Consider the following 26,433-nt stretch of genomic DNA (forward strand, 5'->3'; position numbering starts at 1 on the left):
AGGGCTCAGGGACGCTCAGAGATGGAAATGCGGATAACCTTGGTTCCGTCGATCAGGGCGATCGGCGCTGCCCGTTGTAGCATCATCTTGCCAGCGCTCATTTTCTGACCTTGGCACGAGACAGAGCCTGTCAGAACATATGTCGCGACTTCGGCGGGATTGGTCGGCAGGCTTTGGGCGCCTTCAAAAACCTCAACTGTTCCGTTCACTTGGTGCGGGTCGTAGATCAGGTTCAGATCACGGATGGGTCCGTGGGGCAGTACGCCGGTGACCGGGTCGTCGCCCGAGAATCGTAGCGGCTCCCCCAGGAGCGCCTGCCGCACCTGCTGCTCGAAATGCAGTTCCATCCCGGCGCCTTCGATCACCGTCAAAATACGCTCAAGCCCAGAGAACACTGAGAAGGGGCCTTCGCTAGCCACATCAGCCAGGCTAAGCCGCCAGGTCGGTGGACTGCCCGCGATCTCGCGCGTCACGCCACCGCCATTCTTCCAGGGAACAGGCGGGAGTGTGAGCGGATCGAGAACGGTCATCAGCGGTTGCCGTTGCCAGTGAAACGCGCCGCATCCGCCGCCGCCCGCCGGATGGCGTTCGATTTGTGCACGGTCTCCATGAATTCTGCTTCGGGATCGCTGTCATAGACCACGCCGCCACCGGCCTGGATATAAAGATTGCGGTCCTTGACGATGGCGGTGCGCAGCGCGATGCACATGTCCATGTCGCCACCGGCGCTGAAATAGCCGACACCGCCGCCATAGATGCCGCGTTTCTCGGGCTCCAGTTCGTCGATGATCTGCATCGCGCGCACCTTGGGCGCACCGCTGACCGTTCCGGCAGGCATCCCGGCAAAAAAGGCATCCAACGCGTCCTTGTCCGGAGCCAGTTCGCCTACGACATTCGACACGATATGCATCACATGTGAGTAACGCTCGATGATGAATTTCTCGGTCGGGCGCACGGTGCCGATCTTGCTCACTCGCCCGGCATCGTTGCGGCCAAGGTCGAGCAGCATCAGGTGTTCGGCCAGTTCTTTCTTGTCGGCCAGAAGATCCGCTTCGAGCGCGCGATCCTCCTCGGGCGTGGCCCCGCGCGGGCGAGTTCCGGCGATCGGGCGAATGGTCACCTCCTGCCCGAACACACGCACCAGGATTTCAGGGCTTGCGCCCACTACCTGGAAGCCGCCGAAATTGAAATAGAACATGAAAGGCGACGGGTTCGTGCGCCGGAGCGAGCGGTAAAGCGCAAATGGCGGTAGCGGAAACTCCTGCGTCCAGCGCTGCGCGGGCACGACTTGGAAGATATCGCCCGCGCGGATGTACTCCTTGGCATTCTCCACCGCGGCCTTGTAGCCGTCCTTGGTAAAGTTCGACACCGGCGGCGCCACTTCATAGGCTTCGCCCAGGTCTCGGCTTTCCCCCGGCATGGCACGTTCAAGGTCGCGCACCGCGTCCATTACCCGCTCGGCCGCCTGGGCATAGGCTGCGCGCGCCGTCTGGCCTTCGCTGACCCAGGCCGGAGAAACGACCGTGACCTCTCCCTTGACGCCGTCAAGCACGGCAACGACCGAAGGCCGCATCATCAGCGCATCCGGCAGGCCCAGAGGATCGGGGTTAACGTCGGGCAGGTGCTCGACCAGCCGGACCATGTCATAACCAAGATAGCCGAAGAGCCCGGCCGAGGCCTGCGGCATGTCCTCGGGCAACGAAATGCGGCTTTCTGCCAGCAGCGACCGCAGATTGGACAGCGGATTACCGTCCTGCGCGACGAAAGCGTCGGGGTCGAACCGGGCCGACCGGTTGAGCGAGGAGGTTTCGCCATGGCAGCGCCAGATCAGGTCCGGCTTCATCCCGATGATCGAATAACGCCCGCGCACCTCGCCGCCGGTCACGGATTCGAGCATGAAGGCGTCCTTCTGCGCGCCCGTCAGCTTGAGCATCAGGGAAACGGGAGTGTCGAGGTCGGCTGCCAGCCGGGTGTGAACCACCTGGTTTTCACCGGCCTCGTAGGCCCGGGCAAAGGTTTCGAAGTCGGGGGTAAGCGCCATGTTGCGGCCCCTTACTGGAAGCTGGTCTGCACCGCAGTCAGAGCCCGCTGGTCCAGCGTCGGCTGGGCACGGGTCTGGGCGTCACGGACATAAAGGTCGAAGATGTTCTGGGCGAGGGCCTGGCTGACCTGGGCGCTTAGCGCCTGTTTCATCTGTGCAAGTTCATCGGTTTCCGCAGGCGGCAGGATCTCGTCCAGCCGCACTATAAAGGCCGCGTCGGTTCCGTTGATCACTTTCAGGTCACCCGGTTGCATGGCAAAGACCTGCTCCATGAAGTCAGCCGGCGTGCCGTCGATAAACGCGGTGCGGGTCAGGCCATTTTCAACCCGATAGGGCAGGCCGGTCGCGGTGAAATCGCCGTCTTTCGCCAGCCCGGTCACGACGCTGGCGGCCTTGTCGGCAAGGGCCTTGGCCGTTTCCTCGGCGATCCAGGCCGCAGCGACACGATCGCCCGCGCTTTCCAGCGGTTCCGGACGCGGCGCCAGTTCCTCGTCCAGGCGCAGGGCAAAGACCGATCCGTCTTCAAGAAAACGGATTTCGGGGAAATCGCCTTCGGTCACTTCGGTCGCGGCATCGCGGAAGCCGGAATAGGCGGCGACCCCTTCGGAACTGTCATCGGTCCAGTCGACCTGGGCCAGTTCCATCGCGGTTTCCTGTGCCAGTTCCTCAAGTGTCGCGCCGCCCGCGAGCATGTCGCTCAGCGCTTCGGCCTGTGCCTCGATCTGGCGGCGTGCCTGTTCACCGGCCAGTTCGTCGCGCAATTCGGCTTCGACGCTCTCGAAACTGGTCAGACGCTCGTCCAGAGTGCCATTCACCCGGAAGAGTGCGGGCCCGAGGTCCGAGGGAAGCGGGCCTACCACCTCGCCGACACCGGCGGCAAAGACCGCCTCGGCGGCGGAACCGAGATCATCGGCCGTCATGTCACCCAGATCGATGTCGGACAATTGCAGCCCACGGTCCTGCACCAGTTGCTCGAACGTGGCGGAGCCGACCTCGAGCTGTGCTTTTGCACTGGCGGCTGCGTCGTCATCGGCAAACACCAGGCGTTCGACAAGGCGGCGCTCGGGCTGATGATATTCGCTTTCGCGGCTTTCATAGAGTTGCCGCACCGCGCTGTCCTCAAGCGCCACGCTGTCCAGCAGCATTTCCGGCGACAGGATGGCATAGGTGATCCGTTTCGTCTGCGGCAGCATGAAACGGTCGGTATTTTCAGAGTAATAGGCCGCGACCTGCGCGTCAGTGGGTTCCGCCACCGGTTCGTCCAGCGAAGCCGGGGCAACTGTTGCCATGGTAAAGCTGCGGCGGGCGCCGACGAACTGCGCAAGCGTCTCGGCAAAGGTATCGGGCATGGAAAGCCCGCCCATGATTGCGCCCTGTACCAGCGTGCGCGCCGATTCCCGGCGCAGGTCGGCCTCGAATTCGGCCTCGCTCAGCCCTGCGTTATCCAGCGCATAGCGATAGCCCTCTGGGTCGAACTTGCCATCGACTCCCTGAAAGGCCGGAATCTGCACGATCTCCTTGCTCAGGTTCTCGTCTCCGATCGACACGCCAAGGCCCGCGACCTCGTTATCCAGGGCGGCAATCGCCACCAAACGAGCCAAAACGTTTTGGTCAATGCCCAGATCGCGCACCTGGCTCATTTGTAGGGGTTGGCCAGTCTGTGCCTCGACGGCGCGAATCTCGCGTTGCAGCTCGCGGGCATAATCATCGACGCTGATCGTCTCGTCTCCCACCGTGGCCACGGTGCGGATCGTCCCGCTCAGGTTCACGGCGCCGAACCCCGCAAGGCCAGCCATCAGCAGACCCATGAGAATCCAGACGAAGGTTTTCGATAAGCTTTTGACGCGTGCGGCCATGTCGCCCCCTTGCTGCGGCTTGATCTGGCTGTTCTGCCATGCCTCTTTGATTGCCGCCCTGAATACGCCGGGCAGCACCGGTGGGCAAGGTCAGATACGGACGGTGGAAAGCCGGTCGAACAACTGCCCGATTCCAGCCCGGTCGAGATTGGCGAAGGCGATGCGCAACTGCCGCGCCCCGGCCGGGTCTCCTTCGGGCATGAACATCGTTCCGGGAAGCAGCAGAACACCGGCCTCGCTCACCAGACGTTTGGCCAATTCGTCCGAGGAGATGTCGAACGGATGTTCGACATAGGCGAAATAGGCCCCGAGCCCGAGCAGTTTCCAGCCCTTCGCTTCGAGCGCCGGCATGCCGTCCTCGATCGCGGTGCGGCGGTCGAGGATTTCGTCCCGTTCACCGGCAACCCATTGGCCAAGGTTCTGCATACCCCACAGCGCGGCATGCTGGCCGATCTGGCCGGGGCAGATGGCCACGGTATCCAGGAATTTCTCGATCTCCGCCAGCAAGGCGGTGTCGCTGGCCAGCGCGCCGACCCGGTGCCCGGTCAACCGATAGGCCTTGGAGAAGGAATAGAGATGTACCAGCGTCTGGTCCCAGTCAGGCCGGGTGAACAGATCATGCGGCGCGCCTGACCGGCTGTCGAAATCGCGATAGGTCTCGTCGACCATCAGCCTCAGACCGTGTTCGACGGCCAGATCGTAAAATGCACCGACCAGATCGGCCGGGTATTCCACGCCGCCGGGGTTGTTCGGTGTCACCAGTGCGATGGCGCGGGTGCGCGGCGTGATCAGGGCGCGGGCAGCGTCCACATCGGGCAAAAGACCGGGTCCGGTGGCCAGCGGCACCGCCCTGACGCCTGCCATGTCGAGCCACATTTTATGATTGAAATACCATGGCGTGGGAAGCATGACCTCATCCCCTTCGCCGGTAATCGCCGAGATGGCGGCGGCAAAGGCCTGGTTACAGCCCGAGGTGATTGCCACCTGTTCCGGCCTGACAGTGCCGCCATAGTGGCGGCTGATCTGGTCGGCCAGTTCGGCGCGCAGATCGGGGTTGCCCAGCACCGGGCCATAAAGATGCGCGCTGTCCTCGGTCAGGGCGAAATCGGCCATCGCTTGGCGCAGCGCCTGCGGCGGTGGGTCGACGGGGGCCGCCTGGCTGACATTGATCAAGGGGCGGTCAGCGGGAAAGACCACCCCATCCAGCCAGCGCCGCGCCTCCATCACCGGTGGGGCAAAGGTGGTCGCGGTGCGGGGCAGGGTCATCGGGCGTGCTCTGTTTTTGATCTGAACGAGGAAACGCGCCCCGCAGGGCGCGTGTTTACTTGGCAGGGATCAATCCGTGCCGCGATAGGGTTCGACATATTGCAATGCCATGTCCCAAGGGAAAAAGATCCAGGTGTCCTGGCTGACCTCGGTGATAAAGGTATCGACCATCGGTCGGCCCTTGGGCTTGGCATAGACAGTGGCGAAGTGTGCCTTGGGATACATCTCACGCACCAGTTCCAGTGTCTTGCCGCTGTCGACCAGGTCGTCGATCACCAGTATCCCGGTGCCATCGCCCATCAGTCCCGCATCCGGCGCCTTCAGCACCTGTGCCTGTCCCTGAGACTGATGGTGGTAGGATTTCACGCTGATCGTGTCGACGGTGCGAATGTCCAGCTCGCGGCTGACGATCATGGCGGGGGCCATGCCGCCGCGGGTGATTGCCACCACAGCGCGCCAGGCGCCTTCGTCGGGTCCCTGACCATCCAGCCGCCAGGCCAACGCCCGGCTGTCGCGGTGGATCTGGTCCCAGCTGATGTGAAAGCCCTTTTCGTGCGGCAGCCGATGCGGATCCTTGGTGCTCATGCCCTATTACCCCTTGTCGATATCGGGGGCGTCGACCGCCTTCATCCCGACGATGTGATAGCCGCTGTCGACATGCAGGTTCTCGCCCGTGACACCCGAGCTGAGATCGCTCAGCAGGTAGAGGGCCGATTTGCCCACATCTTCGATGGTCACGTTGCGGCGGAGCGGCGAGTTGTACTCGTTCCACTTCATGATGTAGCGGAAATCGCCGATGCCGCTGGCGGCCAGCGTCTTGATCGGGCCGGCACTGATGGCGTTTACGCGGATACCGTCCTTGCCCAGATCTTCGGCGAGGTATTTGACCGATGCTTCCAGCGCCGCCTTGGCGACCCCCATCACATTGTAATGAGGCATGACCTGTTCGGCACCGTAATAGGTGAGGGTGACGGCGCTGCCACCGTCGGTCATCAGTTTCTCGGCACGTTTCATCACGGCGGTGAAGGAAAAGACCGAGATGTCCATGGTCAGTTTGAAGTTCGCCCGGCTGGTATCGACGTAGCGGCCGCGCAATTCGTTCTTGTCGGAAAAGCCGATGGCATGCACGACAAAGTCGAGCTTGCCCCATTTTTCGGCCAGAGCCTCGAACAACGCATCTATGGATGCCTCGTCCCCTACATCGCAGGGCAGAACGATTTCGCTGCCCAACTGAGCCGCCAAAGGATCGACCCGTTTCTTCAGCGCGTCTCCCTGATAGGAAAAGGCAAGTTCGGCCCCAGCGTCGGACAGTGCCTTGGCGATCCCCCATGCGATGGATTTATCGTTGGCCAGCCCCATGATGAGGCCGCGTTTGCCCGCCATCAACTGATTTGACATCTTCGGTTCTCCGCCTGTCTTCGCGTCATGAGAAAGTGGTTTATGCGATTGGACATATCGCTTCAAGGGCGCGCGCTCTTGCTGAGAGGGGCAAGAGCGCTTAGGGTTCGAATTAACTTGTTCAGGGGGATGGACATGAGTGACCGAACTGGCATCTTCGCCGGTGATGACCCATTTGCCATTGCGCGAAGCTGGCTGGCGGAAGCCGAGTCCACTGAGATCAATGATCCGAATGCAATCGCGCTGGCCACGGTTAACCCTGACGGCTTGCCCAACGTACGGATGGTTTTGCTCAAGGATATCGAGGCCGAGGCCTTTGTCTTCTACACCAATTACGAAAGCGTAAAGGCGCAGGAGCTTGACGGTGCTGGCAGAGCCGCTTTCGTCATGCACTGGAAATCGCTACGCCGGCAGATCAGGGTGCGTGGCCTAGTCAGTCGCGAAGACGGTCCGCAGGCGGATGACTACTATCACTCCCGTTCGCTCAAGAGTCGCTTGGGTGCCTGGGCGTCAAAGCAATCCCAGCCGCTGGCCAGCCGCACTGCGTTGATGGCCGAGGTTGCCAAAGTCACCGCTACAAAGGGGCCGAATCCCTCTCGCCCACCGTTTTGGGGTGGTTTCCGTCTGCGACCGGTTGAGATCGAATTTTGGGCGGATGGAGCTTTTCGGCTACATGACCGCTTTGTATGGCGCTGTAACAAACCCGGTGACAGCTGGGAAATCCAGCGTCTAAACCCTTGATATTCGCGTGACGTGAAATGCAACCAACGGAAAACAAAAAGTTTTTTTCACTTGAAAATCAGGGTGAAAATCCGGCACATCAGAGGTCTGAAAATGCATCCAACCACGATGGAAATGAAGTGGCCGAAGATCTGAGCAGTGTTTATCAAGTACGGGGACGGGTGAAATGGTTTGACCCTTCTAAAGGGTACGGGTTTGTCGTCTCTGATGCAGGGGGGACGGACATACTCCTGCATGTCAATGTACTGCGCAACTTTGGCCAAAGCTCAGTTGCCGATGGCGCTTTGATAGAGATTTCCACGCATCGAACGGAGCGCGGAGTTCAGGCAGTCGAGGTTATCTCGATTGTTCCACCGGAACGTTCGGAAAATGCCGTACTCTCCGATTTTGCGGAACTCGATCAGGACGCCATTCGCTTGGCTCCGATGGAACCTGCCCGCGTCAAGTGGTTCGACAAGGGCAAGGGCTTTGGCTTTGCCAACGTCTTCGGACGTAGTGAAGATGTCTTCTTGCATATAGAGGTTCTGCGTCAATCTGGCTTGTCCGACCTGCAACCGGGCGAGGCTCTCGCTATGCGGGTCATCGACGGAAAACGCGGTCGTATGGCGGCCGAGGTTCTTGCTTGGGAAGCGGCCATCAAAGATTGAGGCGTCGGCATGTTGCGCACAGCGCTCCTTTTTCTTGCTCTAATCCTGAGCGCGCCGGCGTTTGCGCTCGAGGCCTGCCGCGACGATGTTGTTTTCGTTAAGAACGAGAACGCCGAATTGCGCTTCGCTGTTGAAGTGGCCGCGACCCCGCAAGACCGGTCACGCGGGTTGATGTTTCGTGAACATCTGCCCAGAAGTGCCGGAATGCTTTTTGTTTTCGAACGTCCCCAACGGGTGGCGTTCTGGATGAAGAACACTCTTATCCCGCTCGACATGATCTTCGTCGATCAGTTTGGGGAAGTTACTCGCGTGCATTCCAATGCCTTGCCGCATGACGAAACCGCGATTCCCGGAGGCGATGATGTGTTCGCCGTACTCGAAATAAATGGTGGACTTGCGACTAGTTATGGAATCTCGACGGGAAGTAAGCTGCGCCATCCGATTTTTTTGCAAGGTTCCGCTGTTTGGCCGTGTTAGGCCTTTTCAAATCAGTGCCACACCGCTAGGAAGGCGCACGGTCCGGGGCGTGGCGCAGTCTGGTAGCGCACCTGTTTTGGGTACAGGGGGTCGTGAGTTCGAATCTCGCCGCCCCGACCACTCTTCTTGTCACTCCTTGATCGGTTCCCCGCCCAGTTCGTTGAGCATGCGCGCAATGCTGCGCTGGGTGGCCGTGTCATCATAGATAATCTGCACGTCGGGTCCGTTGGTTTGCGGAATGTTTATGAAGTTCTCCAAATCAGCCCTGTACCGTTGATCCGGCAGACGGGTAATGCGCAGTTGAAGGACGAGCTGGGGCAGATCCTCGTGCGTTCCGTCATGGATCAGAATCAGGCTCGCGGTGACCTCCGGCGGAAGATAGACCCAACATTGCGCGGTTTCCGCATCTTGGCGTCGAAGCGTTTCGGCCTGGTTCGAGCACGCGGATTCGAATCCCTCTATTAGGGCAACTGGGCGCTCTGGGAAGACCGCGGCGGTGTGATACCGCGCTACATCTTGTGTGCAGGATGCAACGAAAAGCGGAACGCAGAGCAGAAATGCACGATTATTGATCACGTCCGAAACTCGTTTCTTTGCCAGACTGCTACGCCCCGTTTACGCCATTTCATCGGCCGGCGCGAGGTCCGTTGAATTTCGCTGCGGCGCAGAAAAATTCGTCCTAAACCGAAGCATCAGTCGCTAAATGGGCAGGAAAATTTGGCAAAATGCGGATTTGCTTTCTTTGCTGTCGCAGCAAAGGCTTGTGGATGTCGTGTGGAGGAATCGCATAGTCGTGAACGGCAGGATTTTAGCGGTGCCGGGTCAACGAAAAATATTCTTCGAAACACCAAAAAATGCCGTTGACCTTGTATGTCCGCATACGTCAGATTGTGTGGACCGAACGTTGGGCCACTAAATCTGGTAACAAATAACCAGGAGCCGCGTGCGGGTAGGACGACCGCAAGTCAGCTAATCCTCTTGGATATCCGATGCCGCTCGGCTCGGTTGGCATGGTTTGTGCTTCGTTTCAACTCGGGTCAGGACCCGAAAACAAGATGAGGCCAGGTGGCCGCATATGAACCAAAAGACCAGGGGCTGGGGACATGAAGATCGAAAGAAAGTTCACGACTGCGGGGCAGGATGCCTATGCGGAACTGGAGTTTGTCACTGCGACCTCCGAGATTCGCAATCCTGATGGCAGTATCGTGTTTCGGTTGGACGATATCGAGGTCCCCGAGGACTGGAGCCAGGTTGCAAGCGACGTCATCGCGCAGAAGTACTTTCGCAAGGCAGGCGTTCCCAGCCGTTTGAAGAAAGTGCGCGAGAAGGGCGTGCCCGAGTTCCTGTGGCGGTCGGTTGCCGATGATGGTGCCGAGATGGGGGGAGAGACCTCGTCCAAGCAGGTCTTCGATCGCCTGGCCGGCGCCTGGGCCTATTGGGGTTGGAAGGGCGGCTATTTCTCGACCGAGGAAGACGCGCGCGCCTATTACGACGAGATGCGGTTCATGCTGGCAACCCAGCGCGCCGCACCCAACAGCCCGCAGTGGTTCAACACCGGCCTGCATTGGGCCTATGGCATAGACGGCCCCGCGCAGGGCCACCACTATGTCGACTACAAGACCGGCAAGCTGACCAAGTCCGACAGTGCCTATGAGCATCCCCAGCCGCACGCCTGTTTTATTCAGTCGGTCAGTGATGACCTGGTAAACGAGGGCGGCATCATGGACCTGTGGGTGCGCGAGGCGCGCCTGTTTAAATACGGGTCCGGCACCGGGACCAACTTTAGCCACCTGCGCGCCGAGGGCGAGAAATTGTCGGGCGGCGGCAAATCCTCGGGCCTGATGGGCTTTCTCAAGATCGGCGACCGCGCGGCGGGCGCGATCAAGTCGGGCGGCACCACCCGGCGCGCGGCCAAGATGGTGATCGTTGACGCCGATCACCCCGATATTGAACAGTTCATCCAGTGGAAAGTCATCGAAGAGCAGAAGGTTGCCAGCATCGTGGCCGGCTCGAAGATGCACGAAAAGATGCTGAACGGCATCTTTGCCGCCATCCGCTCCTGGGACGGGGTGGAGGCGGACGCCTATGATCCGGCAGTGAACGACAGCCTGAAGGTCGCTATCCGCGAGGCAAAGAAGGTCGCGATCCCTGAAACCTACATCAAACGGGTTCTGGATTACGCCAAGCAGGGCCACACCAGCATCGAATTCCCTACCTATGACACCGATTGGGACAGCGAGGCCTACAGCTCGGTCTCGGGACAGAACTCGAACAACTCGATCCGTGTGACCAACGCCTTTCTGAAGGCGGTCGAAAAGGACGCCGATTGGGAACTGATCAACCGCGTTGATGGCAAGGTTGCCAAGACGGTTAAGGCGCGAGACCTGTGGGAAAAGGTCGGGCATGCCGCGTGGGCCTGCGCCGATCCGGGCATCCAGTTCCACGACACCGTCAACGAATGGCACACCTGCCCCGAAGACGGGCAAATCCGCGGCTCGAACCCGTGCTCGGAATACATGTTCCTTGACGACACAGCCTGCAACCTGGCGTCGATGAACCTGCTGACCTTCCTCAAGGATGGCGAGTTCCAGGCCGACGACTATATGCATGCAATCCGCCTGTGGACGCTGACGCTGGAAGTCTCGGTGATGATGGCGCAGTTCCCGTCCAAGGAAATTGCGCAGCTCAGCTATGATTTCCGCACGCTGGGCCTGGGCTATGCCAACATCGGCGGCCTTTTGATGAACATGGGCCATAGTTATGACAGCGACGAGGGGCGCGCGCTGTGTGGCGCGCTGACCGCGATCATGACCGGTGTCGCCTATGCCACCTCGGCCGAGATCGCCGGAGAGCTGGGGCCGTTTTCCGGATACCAGCGCAATGCCGATCACATGCTGCGCGTCATTCGCAACCACCGTGCCGCTGCTTATGGCAAGGCCAACGGCTATGAAAAGCTGAGCGTCAAGCCGGTGCCGCTGGATCACGCCAATTGCCCCGACAACCGGCTGGTCGAATTGGCGATGACCGCCTGGGACGAGGCGCTGAGCCTGGGCGAGAAGAACGGCTATCGCAACGCGCAGACCACGGTTATCGCACCCACCGGCACCATCGGTCTGGTGATGGATTGCGACACCACCGGGATCGAACCCGATTTTGCACTGGTGAAGTTCAAGAAACTGGCCGGTGGCGGCTATTTCAAGATCATCAACCGCTCGGTCCCGGCCGCGTTGGAGCACCTGGGCTATTCCAGCTCGCAAATTGAAGAGATCGTTTCGTATGCGGTCGGCCATGGCTCGATCGGCAATGCGCCGGGGATCAACCATACATCGCTCACCGGTCATGGGTTCGGACCGAACGAATTGAGCAAGATCGAGGCGGCCTTGGAATCGGCCTTTGACATTCGGTTCGTGTTCAACCAGTGGACCCTGGGTCAGGAATTCTGCACACAGGTTCTGGGCATCCCGGATGCCAAGCTGAACGATCCCACCTTTGACCTGCTGCGCCATCTAGGCTTCTCGAAAAAGGATATCGAGGCTGCCAACGACCACGTTTGCGGGACCATGACGCTGGAAGGCGCACCGCATCTGGCCAAGGAGCATTACGCGATCTTCGATTGCGCCAATCCTTGCGGCAAGAAGGGCAAGCGGTTCTTGGGCGTGGACAGCCATATTACCATGATGGCGGCGGCGCAGAGCTTCATCTCGGGTGCGATCTCAAAGACGATCAACATGCCGAACAACGCCACTATCGAGGATTGCCAGAAGGCATACGAGCTGAGCTGGTCGCTGGGGGTCAAGGCCAACGCGCTCTACCGCGATGGATCCAAGCTGAGCCAGCCTCTGGCCACGGCCCTGGTCGAGGATGACGACGAGGCGGCGGAAATTCTGGAAAGTGGCTCTCCGGCTGAGAAGGCCGCCGTACTGGCCGAGAAGGTGATCGAGAAGATCGTGGTCAAGGAGGTGATCCGCAGCCACCGCGAAAAGCTGCCGCATCGCCGCAAGGGCTATACCCAAAAGGCAATCGTGGGCGGTCACAAGGTGTATCTGCGTACCGGCGAATATGGTGATGGCAGCCTTGGCGAGATCTTCATCGACATGCACAAGGAAGGTGCCGGTTTCCGCGCGATGATGAACAACTTTGCCATCGCGGTTTCGGTCGGCCTGCAATATGGCGTGCCGCTGGAAGAGTTTGTAGACGCCTTTACGTTCACCAAGTTCGAACCGGCGGGCATGGTTCAGGGCAACGACTCGATCAAGAACGCGACCTCGATCCTTGACTATGTGTTCCGGGAACTGGCGGTCAGCTATCTGGACCGGACCGACCTGGCGCATGTCAAACCCGAGGGCGCGAGCTTCGACGATATCGGCCGGGGTGAGGAAGAGGGCGTCTCGAACGTCGCGCCGGTAACGGAAACGGCGGCGTCGAAATCGCTCGAAGTGCTGAAACAGATCAGCTCCACCGGCTATCTACGCAAGCGCCTGCCGCAGGAACTCGTGGTGCTGAACGGTGGCGCCGTGAACGGGGCGGACCCGCTGGCAGCGCTTCAGACCCTGGTGCCCGAAACTGGTTCGGCTTCGGTGACAGTGACCTCGCTGACCACCGGTACGGTCACCGGCATGGATGCCCGGACAAAGGCCCGCATGCAGGGTTACGAGGGCGAGGCCTGTGGCGAATGCGGCAACTACACGCTGGTGCGCAACGGCACCTGCATGAAGTGCAACACCTGCGGCTCGACGAGCGGCTGCTCGTAACCACAGGGCGCCAATCGCGCCCCCGCCGGGGCGTGTAGGGGCCGGGGCTTCCCTCGGAAATCCGGCCCCGCCGAAATCCGGAACCGGCGGCGTGGTCTATCCGCGCCCGGCGTTCCAGCCGATGGCCCCTCTGCTGGGGCTGCCGGGTCCCGGGTGGGGCGGGGTGACCAGCCCCCTCACTCGATCACGGGGCGGGTGCGCTCGCCCCCGACGCGTCCAGGCCGCAGGCAGAAAAACCGGGCGGTCAACGAAGTGAGCCTGGATGGCGAAACTCAAAGGGGGCCCCGGCCCCCTTTTTCTTTTCTTTGGAAACAACGCGACCCATTCCCGAATGGTCAGCTGAACTGGCCATTTTTGGATAGTATTACGACGCTATTTCAACGTTTTATGCGCGGAGGAAAATGTTGAACTGTGCCCGGATCGCGGCGTCGGTCACCGGGTCGAACCGGGCCGGCGAGCGCTCTGCCAGGATCTGCTCCTTGCGCGCCTTTGCCTTGGCCACAAGATCGGGCTTGCCGATCTCGGCCCATTCCTTGGGCGAAGTCCGATCGCCATAGGTCGGATAGACATGGTCCAACTGCATCCGGCTCAGCGTCGCGTCGGTGCCAAGGTAATGGCCCGATCCACCCAGGCAGACCTGGGCGATCTGATCCAGCGCCAGGGTCTCGTCATTGACCTCGATCCCACGCACACAGCGCAACGCCTGTCCGATCAGGTCATCCGACAGGATCAGGCTCTCGTGACAGAACCCCAGCAGCGAGGCATGCATGCCCGCGGCCTCGTAGACCATGTTCAACCCCGAGAGGCCCGCCATCACGTTGGAACACATCTGTTCCCAACCGGCCTGCATATCGGGCAGCTTGCTGTCGGCGATCCCAGCCGCGGCACCGCCCGGCAGATCGTAGAACCGATGCATCTGGGCGCAGCCCGCGGTCAAAAGCGCCTGTTCGCCCGAGCCTCCGGTCATCGCGCCGGTGCGCAGATCCAGCCCGAAAGGCCAGGTGCCGAAAACTGCCGGTGCGCCGGGCTTTACGGCGTTTACATAAACCAGCCCGGCAAGGCATTCGGCCACCGCCTGCACAATGGCGCCTGCGATGGTAGACGGGGCCGTGGCCCCCGCCATTCCGGCGGACAGCAGAAGCACAGGCATGCCGTAATTGATGCATTCCTCCATCACAAGACAGGATTCGGTGGCGAATTTCATCGGCGGGACAACGAAACAGTTGGAGTTCGACACAAAAGGCCGCTCCCGCCATTTGTCTTCGCCTCCGGCAATCAGATGCAGCATCTCGATGGCCGGTTTCACAAAAGACGGGTCGGTGAACGAGGTGCCGACATGTTTGAACGTGCCCGCGCAGCAGGCATAGACCGTGTTCAGGTCCATGTCGCGGTTGTCGGGAATATCGCGACAGACCATCGGGCGCTGAACGAAATGGATATTGTCCAGTTGCTCGCAGATGCGCGCGGCGTCGTGCAGATCCTGAACGGTTGAATCCCGGTATTCGCGGCCCTCAACATCGACCATGTGCACGGCAGCGCCAGCGGTGCCGTAATGGACGCGGCTGCCGGACAGGTCGAGATCGGTCTTGCCATCGCGGCTGTAGAGCGTGACCGAGCGGTTCGCGCGGGCCAGCGTATCCTCGACCAGGGCGCGCGGGAACCGGATGCGGCGATCCTCGCCCAGGATACAGCCAGCGCCGACCAGATAGTCGATGCCGCTTTGCGGCGCATCGGCCAGGCCGATCCGCTCCAGCGCGTCGAGCGCGGCATTGTGAATCCGCTCCATGTCCTGCTGGCTGAGCACGTTGAGTGTCCCGCCGCTCATGCCAGGACGAATGGGGCGCAGATGGTCGGGCAGGGCTGATGCCCGGGCGGCGCGACGGGCGGCACGGCCGCCGGAGCGGGCGGAATTACGGTTCTGGTCGTTCATTTCTAGTTATCCGGTTTGATGTGGTCCGAGGGTCTGATTTCGGTTCAGACTTGGACTGGCCGACCACGCGCCGCACGACCGCGATCAGCACCGATGGTGCGACTGACCAGACAGATCTTGCTGCGTTCGCCTTGCATGTGGCCTCTCTCCCGAATGAAGTGACCGTACATTGCATGCCGACGTATTCTGTTCTGTTTGCGACCAGAAGGTCGCAGACGCCATGCGCGGAAAACCGCAATCGTCCAAGGGTGTCCGGGCAGATTTCAGCGCATGCCTCGAACTGCGGCTGGCGCCGCGTTGTAACCCCAGCCTCGTGGTCACATCTGCATCAAGCGTCGGGCAAACAGACGAGCAGAGCAGTCCTGGCCCGTTCCGAAACCGGCGCGTCAATGACAAGGAGTCAGAAAATGAAACTCTTGGTATCCGCCGCAGCGATCATCTCGGTCGCATCCCTTCCCGCCTTGGCCGGTGAGTTCAACGGCCCGTATCTTGGTCTGGGGGTCGGTTACACCGACGCCGACGGACCGGGCGCACGCGACGGCGACAACACCAGCTTTGGCGGCCATGTCGGGTATGACTATTCCTTTGGCAGCGGGTTCGTGCTGGGCGGCGAGGTCGAATATGACCGCGTGAATGCCGATCTGGGCGGCGCTGGCGGCACGATCGACAATATCGGCCGGTTCAAGGTCAAGGCCGGGTACGATTTTGGACCGGTTCTGGGCTATGGCGTGGTGGGCGCTGCGCGGGCAACCACGTCGTTTGGAAATGACACCGGTTTGGTCTATGGGGTCGGGTTGGCCTATCCCGTGACCGAACAATGGGCCGTGAGCGGCGAGGTTTTACGCCACGAGTTCAACGATCTGGGCGGCGCGGGCAGCGATTTCAACGTCGATACCTTCAACCTGCGGGCTTCGTTCCGGTTCTGAGGCTATTGAAATCAAGGGTGGGCGGCCTGCGGGCCGCCCGATATCATCCCTCGGACGGACTGGGCGCCTGCTGCGCCGCAAAATGACAGAGCGTCTTGAGCGCCATGGCAAAGGCATCGTCGGCAACGGTCATTGCCACCCGGACATGGCCTGCCGCCGCCTTGCCAAAACTTTCCCCGGGCATCACGGCGATATGGTGGGTTTCGAGCAAGGCCGCGGCAAAGGCCTCGCCCGACAGGCCGGTCGCCCGGATATCCAACATCAGGTACATCGCCCCCTGGGCCGGGCTGAGACGGACGGCATTCTGGCCCGCCAGGATATGCTGCGCAAGCTCTCGGCGCCGCCGAAAGGGGGCTGCGATCTCCTCTTCAAGGTCCCGTCCTTCGCCCAGGGCGAACACCGCCGCGTCCTGGACAAACCCGGGCACGCCATAGGTGGTATGGGTGGCCAGCGTGATCAGATGCGAAATCGCCTCTTCCGGGCCCACGATCCAGCCGCAGCGCGACCCGGTCATGGCGTGGGACTTGGACATCGAACCAACGACCAGCGTGCGCTCGGCCATTCCGGGCAAAGTGCGGGGAGACAGATGCGCCCCTTCCCAGATCTGGGTGTCATAGACCTCGTCCGAGATCAGCCACAAATCGCGATCCCGGCAGACACGGGCGATCCCCTCCAGTGTTTCACGGCCATAGACCACCCCTGTCGGATTGTTGGGGGAGTTGATGAGAAGCGATACCGCGCCATCTGCTTCCGTCCCGATCGCTTCGGCGCGCGGCTGGAACCCGTCCTCGGCCCTCGCGATCACGGCGCGGGGCAGGGCGCCGACACCGCGAATCGTGCCTGGATAGGTGGCGTAGTAGGGATCGACAAACAGCGCCGCATCCCCGGGATCACAAGCGGCACTATGCGCCGCGAAAAGGGCCGCCTGACCTCCGGGCGTGATCAGCACGTTATCACGGGTCGTGCGCTGGCCTGTCCGTTCCTGCACGCGCGCGGCCACCGTATCGCGCAACAAGGCAGTGCCGGGCACCATGGCATAACCGGTGTGGCCGCCGCGCGCGGAGCGGTCCATTGCGTCGAGAATCGAGCTGTGCGTTCGCGTGTCATGTTCGCCAATGGTTAGTTCGGTCACGGCGATGCCTTCGGCGATCATCCGCCGCGCCCGCAAAAACAGGTCCCATCCATCCGATCCACCCCCGGCGAGGCCGGTTATCCGCCGTGACAGTCTCATGTCGCTTCCCTTGTCTGCGTTTCAGGCGGAGAGGGGCAGAGGTGGTTCCGCTTGTCAATTGCCGTCCGGATTTTCATGTTGGAGAAGCAGGCCCCGCGTGCTAGACGATGTGCCATGACCCGCACCATTCGCATCATTATCTGCTGCATTACCCGCTGATCCAATCGCGGGCTGGTCATTCGTCGTTTCCTTCGCAAAGACAAGTTGCTAAGCCCGCGCTGACAAGCGCCTGCCGCATGCTGTTGAGGAACAAGACCCGATGACGACGATCAAGCTGCACAACACAAGGACGCGGACAAAGGAAGAGTTTGTCCCGATCGACCCCCGGAACGTGCGCATGTATGTCTGCGGTCCCACGGTCTATGACCGGGCGCATCTGGGCAACGCGCGGCCCGTGGTGGTGTTCGACGTGCTCTACCGGCTGCTGCGCCATGTCTATGGCGCGGATCACGTGACCTATGCGCGTAACTTCACTGACGTGGACGACAAGATCAACGCGCGCGCGGCAGAGAGCGGACGGCCCATCGGCGACATCACCGCCGAAACCACCCAGTGGTTTCTGGACGACATGGGCGCATTGGGCGCGCTGGAACCCAACCACATGCCGCGCGCGACAGAGTACATTCCGCAGATGGTGGCGATGATCGCCGACCTGATCGCCAAGGGACACGCTTATGAGGCCGAGGGCCATGTGCTGTTCGCGGTGGATTCGTGGAAAGAGCATTACGGCAAGCTTTCGGGCCGCTCGGTCGATGACATGATCGCCGGCGCCCGGGTCGAGGTGGCGCCCTACAAGAAGAACCCGATGGATTTCGTGCTGTGGAAACCCTCGACCCCCGATCTGCCCGGCTGGGACAGCCCCTGGGGCCGGGGGCGGCCCGGCTGGCATATCGAATGCTCGGCCATGGGCTATGAACTTCTGGGCGAAAGCTTCGACATCCATGGCGGCGGCAACGACCTGATGTTCCCGCATCACGAGAACGAAATCGCGCAAAGCTGCTGCGCCCATCCCGAGGGTCGTTTTGCGAATGTCTGGCTGCATAACGAGATGTTGCAGGTCGAAGGCAAGAAGATGTCCAAGTCGCTGGGCAACTTCTTTACCGTGCGCGACCTGCTGGATCAGGGCATTCCGGGCGAGGTGATCCGGTTCGTTTTCCTGTCGACGCATTACCGCAAGCCAATGGACTGGACCGAGAGGAAGGCGGCGGAAGCGGAGCGAGTCTTGCGCAAGTTCTACGCCCAGGCCCGCCAGGGCATCGGTACCGGTGAACCCTATTCCGAAATTGTCTCGAGCCTGTCCGAGGATTTGAACACTGCGGGTGCGATTGCAGAGCTGCACCAGCTGTCGCTGGCAGACGATATAGCCATGCTGCGGTATTCGTTGCAGTTTCTTGGCCTGATGGGAGACACCGTACCCGAATGGGCCTCGGAACCGGAAATCGATCTAGCGGAGCACGAAGCGCAGTTGTTCGCAGCCAGGCAAGCAGCGATGGAGAGCAAGGATTTCTCGGAAGTGGACCGGCTGAAATCCGTCTTCGTTGGGGCGGGACTTGAAGTGCGGATGAGCAAGACGGGGGTGGATTTGGTGCCGGGACCGGATTTCGATCCGGACAAGCTGGAGGGTTCGCTATGAAGCTACCTGATATCCAAGAGCGGCCAGCGTCGGACCGGGGCGCTGCCCCGGACCCCGGAGTATTTGGGACCAGAAAGAAGCAGGAGCCCCGGCATGGCTGAGCGCCTCTATCTCTACGACACCACCCTGCGCGACGGGCAGCAGACACAGGGCGTCCAGTTCTCGACCCCCGAGAAGATGCGGATCGCGCAGGCGCTCGACAGTCTCGGGATGGATTATATCGAGGGCGGTTGGCCGGGCGCGAACCCGACCGACAGCGCGTTTTTCGAGGTGGCGCCAGCGACCCGCGCCAAGCTGACCGCATTTGGCATGACCAAGCGGTCGGGCCGCTCGGCCGAGAACGATGATGTGCTGGCTGCCGTGATGAATGCGGGCACCGGCACCGTCTGTCTGGTCGGAAAGGCGCATGATTACCACGTGACCCATGCGCTGGGGATCGACCTGCCCGAGAACACCGAGAACATCCGCGCCTCGATGGCCCATATCGTGGCGCAGGGGCGTGAGGCGCTGTTCGATGCCGAGCATTTCTTTGACGGCTATCGCGACAATCCCGCCTATGCGCTGGAGGTCTGCCGCGCCGCGCTGGAGGCGGGCGCGCGCTGGATCGTGCTCTGTGACACCAATGGCGGCGCCATGCCCGCCGACGTGGCCCGCGTAGTAGGTGAGGTGATCGCCGCCGGTATCCCCGGCGACCGTCTGGGCATCCATTGCCACAACGACACCGATCAGGCGGTGGCCTGTTCGCTGGCCGCTGTGATGGCGGGCGCGCGCCAGATCCAGGGCACGCTGAACGGGCTGGGCGAGCGTTGTGGCAATGCCAACCTGACTTCGCTGATCCCGACGCTGTTGTTGAAGGAACCTTTTGCCAGCCGGTTCGAGACCGGAGTCAGCGCCGAGGCTCTGGCCGACCTGACCCGGATCAGCCGCATGCTGGACGATATCCTGAACCGGGTGCCGGTGAAACAGGCGTCCTATGTCGGCTCGTCCGCCTTTGCCCACAAGGCCGGGCTGCATGCCAGCGCCATCCTCAAGGACCCTTCGACCTATGAACATATCGACCCCGCGCTGGTCGGCAACGAGCGCATCATCCCGATGTCGAACCAAGCGGGCCAGTCGAACCTGCGCAAGCGGTTGACCGATGCGGGGCTGAGCGTGCCGCCGGGCGATCCGGCGCTGGGGCGTATACTGGATCTTATCAAACTGCGCGAGGACGAGGGCTATTCCTATGACACCGCGCAGGCCAGTTTCGAACTGCTGGCCCGGCGCGAACTGGGCCAGATGCCCGAGTTCTTCGAGGTCAAGCGCTACAAGGTCACGGTCGAGCGGCGCAAGAACAAGTATGACCGCATGGTCAGCCTGTCCGAGGCGGTCGTGGTGGTCAAGGTGGATGGCGAAAAGCTGCTTTCGGTCAGCGAGTCGCTGGACGAGACCGGCAGCGACCGCGGCCCGGTCAACGCGCTGTACAAGGCGCTGGCCAAGGATCTGGGGCGCTATTCGGCGATCCTCAGCGACATGCGGCTGGTGGATTTCAAGGTGCGCATCACCCAGGGCGGCACCGAGGCGGTGACCCGCGTCATCATCGACAGCGAGGATGGCAAGGGGCGGCGCTGGTCCACCGTGGGGGTGAGTGCGAACATAGTCGACGCCTCGTTCGAGGCGCTCCTTGACGCGATCAACTGGAAACTGCTGCGCGACTGTGCGGGGCAAGGGGTGGCGGCGGAGTGAGCAACGTCTTCGACGCCGATCTGACCGCCTGCGCCGAGCTGGTGCAGCGCGCCGATCCTGACCGTTTCGCGGCAGCGATGGCGGCCCCGGTGGCGGCGCGGCGGATGCTGTTCCCGCTCTACGCGCTGGCGGTCGAGGTGGCGCGCGCGCCCTGGGCCTCGGCCGAACCGATGATTGCCGAGATGCGCCTGCAATGGTGGCGCGACGCGCTGGAAGAGCTGGCGCTGGGCAAGCCTGCGCGCCGGCATCCGGTGGTGACGCCGCTGGCGGGTATCCTCAGCCCGCAGATGGCGGCGCGGCTCGATGGGTTCGTGGCGGTGCGGCGCTGGGACATCTACCGCGACCCGTTCGAGGATGCCGCCCACCTGACCCGCTATCTGGAGGAAAGCAGCGCCAGCCTGCTTTGCGTTTGCGCGTCGACGTTGGGGCAGGCGGACGAGGATGTCTTGCGCGATTACGGCTATGCAATTGGGCTGGCCAACTGGTTCCGCGCCATCCCCGAATTGGAGGAACGCGGGCGCATCCCGTTGCTCGACGGTACCCCCGCAGGTATCCGGAAATTGGCCGAGGAGGGGCTCGAGCGGCTGTCTCGGGCGCGTGCGAAACGTGCCATGATCTCACCCGCCGCGCGGCCCGCGCTGTTACCCGGTTGGCAGAGCAGTGCGCTGCTGCGTCAGGCACACAAGGAGCCCGCGCGCGTGGCGGCGGGCCAGCTTGGCCTCAGCCCCTTTGCGCGCAACCTGCGCCTCGGTCTCCAGGTTTCGACTGGCCGCTGGTGACGGTTTTACGAGGCTCCGCCTCGCCCTCCGGAGTTTTTGCAGCGGAATGAAGAAGCGCTTTCGCTCTTTCCTCTTGCTGAAAATATCCCGGGGGAGTCGCCTTCAGGCGACGGGGGCAGCGCCCCCGCTTACGCGTCCTTGGGGCGCAGCATCAGCCAGATCAGCGCGCCGCCCGCCAGGGTCAGGAAGGGTACCATCGCCAGGTTGACGGCGGTCCAACCTTCGACCGGGGAACCCCCCGAGCAGTTCATCAACCCGCCCGAGGCCAGCGAGGCCATGGTGACACCGCCAAAGACCAGAAGGTCGTTGAGCCCCTGCATGCGGCCGCGCTCATGCGGCTCATGGGCGCCCGCCAGCATGGTGGTGGCGCCGATGAAGCCGAAGTTCCAGCCAAGCCCCAAGAGGATCAGCGCGATGAAGAAGTTGTTCAGATCCACGCCTTGCAGCGCCACTACTCCGGCGGCGGCCAGCACCACCAGACCGGCAGCCACGACCTTTTCCACCCCGAACCGCGCGATCAGGTGGCCGGTGAAAAAGCTCGGTACATACATGGCCAACACATGGCTGGTCACAACATCGGCGGCATCGGCGCGGTCATAGCCGCAGCCCACCACTGCCAACGGGGTCGAGGTCATCACCAGGTTCATCAGAGCATAGGAGACCATGGCGCAGATCACAGCCACCGCGATGCGTGGTGTTTTGAGCAGTTCCATTCGGCTGCGTCCGCGCGGGCTGTCGGCTGCCGGTGGGGCCGGGCGCGGAATGTCGAGGAAGAAGAACAGGAGCGCACCCAGCAGGTTGACCGCGATCACCGCAAAATAGGTGCCAAGGAAAGGGATAACATAGGCGTCGGATGTGGCCTTGACCGCCTGCGGCCCGATGATCGCGGCGGCCAGCCCACCGGCCATGACATAAGAGATCGCCTTGGGCCGGAACGCGTCCGAAGCTGTATCGGCGGCGGCAAAACGATAAAAGCCGTGCGCGCTCATATAGATGCCGGTCAGAAGGCTGCCCGCCAGAAAGATCGGGAAAGAGGAGAGATAGAGACCATAGGCGCCGACCGCGCCACCCAGCGCACCCGCCAGGGCACCGATCAGAAACCCGGCCCGGCGGCCCCATTTCTGCATGATGGCCGAAATCGGAGTTGCCGCCAGCATCGAGCCCAGCACGATAAGCGAAATCGGCAGCGTCGCCAGGCAGGGATTGCTTGCCAGAGACTGGCCCGCCAGCCCGCCTATGGTAAAGATCATCGGCATCTGCGCGCCCAGAATGGCCTGGGCGGCGACGAGAACGGCGACATTGCGCTTGGCGCGGCTGTCGTTTGTGTAGCTATCGGCGAGCGTCATGGACGTATGCGTATCGGTGAATGCATGCGGCGGCAAGCCGGTTGAAACCAATTGTGAACAGATTAACCTTTGCCATGTGACGGAATCGGATTGAAAGGGTCAGCATGACGGTTGGACGCATCATAGAGACCCCCGATTGCGTGGCCGAAGGTGCGGCGTGGCTGGCCACGGCCTGCCCGCGCATGGCCCATGCGTTGACGTTGACTGGTCCTTTGCCACTGCGCCGGAGACCGGACGGATTTGCTGAACTGCTGAGCGCCATCGTTAGCCAGCAGGTGAGCGTCGCCTCGGCCAACGCGATCTGGTCCCGGATGAAGGACGCGCAGCTGACCGACCCGACAGAGATCCGGAACGCCAGCGACGACGATTTGCGCGCGGTGGGGTTGAGCCGACAAAAGATCCGTTATGCCCGCGAATTGGCGGCCGCCCGTATCGATTTCGTCGGGCTGCGCACCGCTGCGGATCAGGACGTGAACGCCGAATTGGTGCGGGTGCCGGGGATCGGGGTCTGGACCGCCGAAATCTATGCCATGTTCAGCCTGGGTCGTGCCGATGTCTTTGCGCCCGGCGATCTTGCCTTGCAGGAGGCCGCCCGGGTGCTCTACGACTTGCCCGAGCGCCCAAAGGAACGCGCCCTGCGACAGATGGCGCTGGTCTGGTCGCCCTGGCGCTCGGTTGCGGCGCGGGTTCTGTGGGCCTATTACCGGGTGGCAAAGGACAGGGAAGGGATCAGATGACACGGGTTTTGAAGGCCGGGCGCAAGGCACCGGTATCGGGCGATACCCGCTCGGCGGTGGTGTTCGTGCATGGCTATGGCGCCAATGGTGCGGATCTTTTGGGGCTGGCCGATGTGCTGGGAGAGTATCTGCCTGACACTCTGTTCGTCGCCCCCGATGCGCCCGAGACCATTCCGGGTATGCCCTTTGGGTTCCAGTGGTTTCCCATCCCCTGGCTGGACGGCTCGTCCGAGGAAGCGGCCCGGCGCGGCATGGCCGCGGCCGTCGAGGACTTCAACGCCTTTCTCGACGCTTTGATGGTGGACGAGGATCTGCTGCCTGAGCAGGTCGTGCTGTTCGGCTTTAGCCAGGGCACGATGATGAGCTTGCATGTTGCCCCCCGGCGCGAGGATCCGATTGCCGGTGTCGTCGCCTTTTCAGGGCGGCTGTTGGAGCCGGAACTGCTGGCGGACGAGGTGGTCAGCCGCATGCCAATCCTGCTGGTTCATGGCGACGCTGACGACGTGGTGCCGCCGCAATCCTTGCCGCAAGCGGCCGAAGCGCTGCAAGGCGCGGGGTTCAAGGAAATCTATGCCCATGTGATGAAGGGCACCGGCCACGGGATCGACCAGGACGGACTGGGGGTGGCGCTGGCCTTTATGCGCGACAAGCTGAGCCTGTAGGGCTGATTGGGGGAGAGACGCATGCTGATCGTGACAGGTGTGATCGAAGTTGCCGCAGACGGGGTGGAGCTTGCCCGCGGGGCGACGGCAGACATGGTTGCCGAGACGCTGAAGGAGCCTGGCTGTATTCGATACGAATTCAGCCAGGTCATCGGCCAGGAAACCCGCTTTCGCGTCTATGAGGAATGGCAGGACCTGGCGGCGCTGGAAGCGCATTTCGCGACCCCGCACATGGCCCGGTTCCGCACGGCGCTGGCCCAGGCAGGCGTGATCTCGCGCGATGTCTATCGGCGTGAGGGCGGCGAGAAGATTTCGCTCTGATCGGGCCGATCCAGTCCGTGTGACGGCTGCCTCGTCAAAACCCCGGGCCTTAGGCGCAGGTGGTTGGGTCAGATGCCTCCGGCGGGAGTATTTTTGACCAGAAAGAAGCAGGTTCGCGCCGAGGCGATGATCCGTCAACCGCGCGGATTGGCGGGCGGGCAGAGGGTGTCCCAGTGTCCGGGGGCAAGGCCGTCGATCGTCCAGTCACCGATGCGCGCACGGATCAGGCGCAGGGTCGGGTGGCCGACGGCGGCGGTCATGCGCCGGACCTGCCGGTTGCGGCCTTCGCGGATGGTCAATTCGATCCAGCTGTCGGGCACCGATTTGCGCACCCGGATCGGCGGGGTGCGCGGCCACAGATCCGCTGGCGTGTCGATCAACCGGGCCTGCGCGGGCCGGGTTAGACCATCGTTCAGCTCAACGCCTTTGGCCAGGGCGCGCAGGGCGGCTTCGTCAGGAATGCCTTCGACTTGTGCCCAATAGGTCTTGGCCATCTTGTGCCGGGGGTCTGCGATGCGCGCTTGCAGGCGTCCGTCGTCTGTGAGCAGCATCAGGCCTTCGCTGTCGCGATCCAGGCGTCCGGCGGGGTAGACGCCCGGCAGGTCGATGAAATCGGACAGGGTCTGGCGCGGCGAGCCGGCCTTGCCGGGGTCGGTGAACTGCGACAGGACGTCATAGGGTTTGTTGAAGCGGATGAACCATGTCATAGAGAGGGCCATAGCTGTCTGGACCGGCTGCGGCAAGCCTGTGGATAACCGTCATGTGCCTGTTACCTGTGCACGCAATAACCAGGGCGACATGTAGTGGATAATCAGGACTTGCCAGAGGCCGACCACGATATATAGTCAGATTCAAGCTGGGGCGGGTGCTCCCCGCTCCGGGTCAGGCAAGAGGCAGTCCGGGGCGAGGAGAGAGTCCAGAATGGATGGCGATTTCAGAACGGAGTTTGTACGGGAGCCCGGGGTGTTGAAACACCACCCGGCGCTGGTTCTGAACGCGGATTACCGGCCATTGTCCTACTACCCGTTGTCGCTATGGCCCTGGCAAGAGGCGATCAAGGCGGCCTGGCTCGACAGGGTGGATATCGTCGCCGAATATGATGAGGTCGTCCGCAGCCCGAGCGTGGTGATCCGAATACCTTCGGTGGTGGTTCTCAAGGACTATGTAAAACCTCAGAAGCGCGTGGCCTTCACGCGCTTCAATTTGTTTTTAAGGGACGAATTCCGCTGTCAGTACTGTGGCGGCAAGGGAGATCTGACCTTTGACCACGTGGTGCCGCGCGCCGCCGGGGGGGTTACCAGCTGGGAAAACGTGGTCGCCGCATGCGCCCCCTGCAACCTGCGCAAAGGGTCGAAATCCTTGCGTCAGGCAGGCATGGCCTTGCGTCGGCCACCGCGTCGGCCGCAGGCCGAAGAGCTGCGCAATGTGGGCCGCAAGTTCCCGCCCAACCACCTGCATGACAGCTGGATCGACTATCTCTACTGGGATGCCGTGCTGGACGCGTAAGCGCCGGTTTTGACCGTTTTGTACAGCGTTTCAGGCCCCGATTGACCGTTTTGTACCGGTCAGTCCGCGACCTTTTTAACGAATTGCGACTTGAGCCCCATCTGGCCGATGCCGGGCAGCTTGCAGTCGATGTCATGATCGCCATCCACCAGGCGGATATTGCGCACCTTGGTGCCGACCTTGACCACCGCCGAGGACCCCTTGACCTTGAGATCCTTGATAACGGTCACCGTGTCGCCATCGGCCAGCAGGTTGCCGACACTGTCGCGGATCGCGGTCCCGGTCTCTTCCCCGACCTGCCATTCATGACCGCATTCGGGACAATTCAGCAGCGCGTCCACCTGATAGGTGAAAGCTGAGCCGCAATCGGGGCAGGGGGGCAATGTATCTGTCATGCCCCTGCCTTACCGGTCCGTCCGACCTCTGGCAAGGGACCGGTTCGCGCGGGACGCGCGATGCC

24 protein-coding genes and 1 tRNA gene are annotated in these 26,433 nt (G+C 62.0%); 13 read left to right on the forward strand and 12 right to left on the reverse strand.

Translation table 11 applies throughout. The features are described from left to right. Positions 1-5: 5 nt before the first annotated feature. From OEZ49_RS04590 to fabI, 6 genes are all read right to left on the reverse strand, one after another. A complete protein-coding gene (locus OEZ49_RS04590) occupies positions 6-530 on the reverse strand; it encodes a HutD/Ves family protein (RefSeq protein WP_263387212.1) in 525 nt (174 codons plus the stop codon). Next, the gene (gene trpE, locus OEZ49_RS04595) at positions 530-2,041 is read right to left on the reverse strand and encodes an anthranilate synthase component I (protein ID WP_263387213.1); all 1,512 of its coding nucleotides are present in this window, start codon (positions 2,039-2,041) and stop codon (positions 530-532) included. Before trpE ends, OEZ49_RS04590 begins: the two co-directional genes overlap by 1 nt. Positions 2,042-2,052: 11 nt before the next feature. Further along, on the reverse strand, positions 2,053-3,897 hold the full coding sequence (locus OEZ49_RS04600) for a peptidylprolyl isomerase (RefSeq protein ID WP_263387214.1): 1,845 nt from the start codon (positions 3,895-3,897) through the stop codon (positions 2,053-2,055). 90 nt (positions 3,898-3,987) lie between these two features. Then, on the reverse strand, positions 3,988-5,163 hold the full coding sequence (locus OEZ49_RS04605) for an aminotransferase (protein WP_263387215.1): 1,176 nt from the start codon (positions 5,161-5,163) through the stop codon (positions 3,988-3,990). Positions 5,164-5,232: 69 nt separating this feature from the next. Beyond that, positions 5,233-5,748 carry a xanthine phosphoribosyltransferase gene (gene gpt / locus OEZ49_RS04610; RefSeq protein ID WP_263387216.1) on the reverse strand — a complete coding sequence of 172 codons (516 nt, stop codon included), beginning with the start codon at positions 5,746-5,748 and terminating at the stop codon, positions 5,233-5,235. 6 nt (positions 5,749-5,754) lie between these two features. Then, complete coding sequence (gene fabI, locus OEZ49_RS04615; protein ID WP_263387217.1) at positions 5,755-6,561, reverse strand: enoyl-ACP reductase FabI; 807 nt, start codon at positions 6,559-6,561, stop codon at positions 5,755-5,757. Between the two features lie 135 nt (positions 6,562-6,696). Between fabI and pdxH the strand changes: the two genes are divergently transcribed. The 4 genes from pdxH (at position 6,697) to OEZ49_RS04635 (ending at position 8,546) form a co-directional block, all read left to right on the forward strand. After that, positions 6,697-7,302, forward strand: a complete 606-nt coding sequence (gene pdxH, locus OEZ49_RS04620; RefSeq protein WP_263387218.1) for a pyridoxamine 5'-phosphate oxidase — start codon at positions 6,697-6,699, stop codon at positions 7,300-7,302. A gap of 119 nt (positions 7,303-7,421) precedes the next feature. Then, positions 7,422-7,949 (forward strand): cold-shock protein, encoded by a 528-nt coding sequence (locus OEZ49_RS04625; RefSeq protein WP_263387338.1) that lies wholly within the window; start codon positions 7,422-7,424, stop codon positions 7,947-7,949. A 9-nt stretch (positions 7,950-7,958) separates the two neighbouring features. Then, complete coding sequence (locus OEZ49_RS04630) at positions 7,959-8,426, forward strand: DUF192 domain-containing protein (protein WP_263387219.1); 468 nt, start codon at positions 7,959-7,961, stop codon at positions 8,424-8,426. A gap of 43 nt (positions 8,427-8,469) precedes the next feature. Continuing rightward, a tRNA-Pro gene (locus tag OEZ49_RS04635) sits at positions 8,470-8,546 on the forward strand. Positions 8,547-8,555: 9 nt separating this feature from the next. Here the strand turns inward: OEZ49_RS04635 and OEZ49_RS04640 are convergent. Continuing rightward, positions 8,556-9,002, reverse strand: coding sequence for a hypothetical protein (locus tag OEZ49_RS04640; protein WP_263387220.1), 447 nt, complete (start codon positions 9,000-9,002; stop codon positions 8,556-8,558). A 527-nt stretch (positions 9,003-9,529) separates the two neighbouring features. Here OEZ49_RS04640 and OEZ49_RS04645 point away from each other — a divergent pair. After that, positions 9,530-13,177 carry a vitamin B12-dependent ribonucleotide reductase gene (locus OEZ49_RS04645; protein ID WP_263387221.1) on the forward strand — a complete coding sequence of 1,216 codons (3,648 nt, stop codon included), beginning with the start codon at positions 9,530-9,532 and terminating at the stop codon, positions 13,175-13,177. A 385-nt stretch (positions 13,178-13,562) separates the two neighbouring features. On the opposite strand, the gene OEZ49_RS04650 is transcribed toward OEZ49_RS04645, so the two are convergent. Further along, positions 13,563-15,107 (reverse strand): trimethylamine methyltransferase family protein, encoded by a 1,545-nt coding sequence (locus OEZ49_RS04650; protein ID WP_263387222.1) that lies wholly within the window; start codon positions 15,105-15,107, stop codon positions 13,563-13,565. Positions 15,108-15,514: 407 nt separating this feature from the next. Between OEZ49_RS04650 and OEZ49_RS04655 the strand changes: the two genes are divergently transcribed. Further along, a complete protein-coding gene (locus OEZ49_RS04655; protein WP_263387223.1) occupies positions 15,515-16,033 on the forward strand; it encodes an outer membrane protein in 519 nt (172 codons plus the stop codon). A 43-nt stretch (positions 16,034-16,076) separates the two neighbouring features. Here OEZ49_RS04655 and OEZ49_RS04660 read toward each other — a convergent pair whose 3' ends face one another. Next, positions 16,077-17,264, reverse strand: a complete 1,188-nt coding sequence (locus OEZ49_RS04660) for a pyridoxal phosphate-dependent aminotransferase (protein ID WP_263387224.1) — start codon at positions 17,262-17,264, stop codon at positions 16,077-16,079. A gap of 259 nt (positions 17,265-17,523) precedes the next feature. Between OEZ49_RS04660 and cysS the strand changes: the two genes are divergently transcribed. The 3 genes from cysS (at position 17,524) to OEZ49_RS04675 (ending at position 21,401) form a co-directional block, all read left to right on the forward strand. Beyond that, entirely contained in the window at positions 17,524-18,897 is a 1,374-nt protein-coding gene (cysS, locus tag OEZ49_RS04665) for a cysteine--tRNA ligase (RefSeq protein ID WP_263387225.1), read from the forward strand. A 93-nt stretch (positions 18,898-18,990) separates the two neighbouring features. Further along, positions 18,991-20,622: a citramalate synthase gene (gene cimA / locus OEZ49_RS04670; protein WP_263387226.1), complete on the forward strand. Its 1,632-nt coding sequence runs from the start codon at positions 18,991-18,993 to the stop codon at positions 20,620-20,622. Then, positions 20,619-21,401 (forward strand): squalene/phytoene synthase family protein, encoded by a 783-nt coding sequence (locus OEZ49_RS04675; RefSeq protein ID WP_263387227.1) that lies wholly within the window; start codon positions 20,619-20,621, stop codon positions 21,399-21,401. The genes cimA and OEZ49_RS04675 overlap by 4 nt, the downstream gene beginning before the upstream one ends. A gap of 128 nt (positions 21,402-21,529) precedes the next feature. On the opposite strand, the gene OEZ49_RS04680 is transcribed toward OEZ49_RS04675, so the two are convergent. Then, the gene (locus tag OEZ49_RS04680) at positions 21,530-22,747 is read right to left on the reverse strand and encodes an MFS transporter (RefSeq protein WP_263387228.1); all 1,218 of its coding nucleotides are present in this window, start codon (positions 22,745-22,747) and stop codon (positions 21,530-21,532) included. Between the two features lie 104 nt (positions 22,748-22,851). Here OEZ49_RS04680 and OEZ49_RS04685 point away from each other — a divergent pair, with 104 nt between their 5' ends. From OEZ49_RS04685 to OEZ49_RS04695, 3 genes are read left to right on the forward strand one after another with little or no spacing between them, the layout of a single operon-like run. Beyond that, positions 22,852-23,484, forward strand: coding sequence for a DNA-3-methyladenine glycosylase family protein (locus tag OEZ49_RS04685; RefSeq protein WP_263387229.1), 633 nt, complete (start codon positions 22,852-22,854; stop codon positions 23,482-23,484). Next, positions 23,481-24,146 (forward strand): alpha/beta hydrolase, encoded by a 666-nt coding sequence (locus tag OEZ49_RS04690; protein WP_263387230.1) that lies wholly within the window; start codon positions 23,481-23,483, stop codon positions 24,144-24,146. Before OEZ49_RS04685 ends, OEZ49_RS04690 begins: the two co-directional genes overlap by 4 nt. A 21-nt stretch (positions 24,147-24,167) precedes the next feature. After that, on the forward strand, positions 24,168-24,467 hold the full coding sequence (locus OEZ49_RS04695; protein ID WP_263387231.1) for a putative quinol monooxygenase: 300 nt from the start codon (positions 24,168-24,170) through the stop codon (positions 24,465-24,467). Between the two features lie 134 nt (positions 24,468-24,601). On the opposite strand, the gene OEZ49_RS04700 is transcribed toward OEZ49_RS04695, so the two are convergent. Next, positions 24,602-25,174, reverse strand: coding sequence for an rRNA large subunit pseudouridine synthase E (locus tag OEZ49_RS04700; RefSeq protein ID WP_263387232.1), 573 nt, complete (start codon positions 25,172-25,174; stop codon positions 24,602-24,604). A gap of 214 nt (positions 25,175-25,388) precedes the next feature. Between OEZ49_RS04700 and OEZ49_RS04705 the strand changes: the two genes are divergently transcribed. After that, positions 25,389-25,973, forward strand: coding sequence for an HNH endonuclease (locus OEZ49_RS04705; RefSeq protein WP_164127914.1), 585 nt, complete (start codon positions 25,389-25,391; stop codon positions 25,971-25,973). 59 nt (positions 25,974-26,032) lie between these two features. Here the strand turns inward: OEZ49_RS04705 and OEZ49_RS04710 are convergent, their stop codons facing one another. After that, positions 26,033-26,368, reverse strand: coding sequence for a zinc ribbon domain-containing protein YjdM (locus tag OEZ49_RS04710; protein ID WP_263387233.1), 336 nt, complete (start codon positions 26,366-26,368; stop codon positions 26,033-26,035). Positions 26,369-26,433 lie beyond the last annotated feature (65 nt).

It is taken from the genome of Ruegeria marisflavi, assembly GCF_025673445.1.
GTDB classification, from domain to species: Bacteria; Pseudomonadota; Alphaproteobacteria; order Rhodobacterales; family Rhodobacteraceae; genus Ruegeria_B; species Ruegeria_B marisflavi.